Below are 702 nucleotides of genomic sequence, written 5' to 3'. Positions count from 1 at the left end.
GTTCGGTCCCGTTTTCGAGGGTTCCGGGCGCGACGAACCATCGGGTCGTGTGGGTGGGATCGGGGGCGAACATCCGCCACGACTGGTCCATGTCGACGGCCTCCAAGACGTCCTCACCGGGTTCGGGGACCTCGGCGTAATCGACCGCCTGCGCCCCGGAGAGAACGATCAACACGAGGAACACGTACGGCAGGACCGTCGAGACGAGGACGCGTCCGCCGGCGAGCGTCCCGGTGAGGTCCGCATCGCGGAGACCGTCGAGGCGTCCCGGCGCGACCGGGCGTGAGAACGGCGCGCGCCGAGGGAGCGACGGAATCGCTCTCGCCGCGGACTCGAGACGGGCGCGCCAGCGGGCGAGCGGCGTCGACCACCCCAGACTGGCGACGGCGCGTTCGGCGGCGTCCCAGACCGCCGTCTGAAAGAACGGGATGAAGCCGACGACGACCACGATCGGGAACAGATCGATCCGCATCGTGACCGCCATCCCGAGGTGCATACCGACGAACAGCGAGGCGATCGCGGCGCGCGGGACGCCGGTGAGCAGGAGCAGCAGGGGCGACGCGAACAGCAGGGCGAGCCACGCGACCGTGAGCACGCGCAGCAGGCCGTGGAACTCGGCGATGTGATTGCCGAGCAGGTAGGTGAAGTGGTCGGCCTGCATGACGTACGCGACCGCCTCGCCGCTCATCCAGAGGTCGCCCC

The 702-nt window shown here is 69.9% G+C and carries 1 pseudogene; it reads right to left on the bottom strand.

From position 1 onward, the window contains the following. Positions 1–702, bottom strand: a pseudogene (locus DJ75_RS01675) (HTTM domain-containing protein); the annotation flags it as partial.

It is taken from the genome of Halorubrum sp. Eb13, from assembly GCF_002252895.1.
GTDB lineage: Archaea > Halobacteriota > Halobacteria > Halobacteriales > Haloferacaceae > Halorubrum.
The sequence above is the reverse complement of the archived record's forward strand: the minus strand, read 5'-3'. Positions and strand labels throughout refer to the sequence as shown.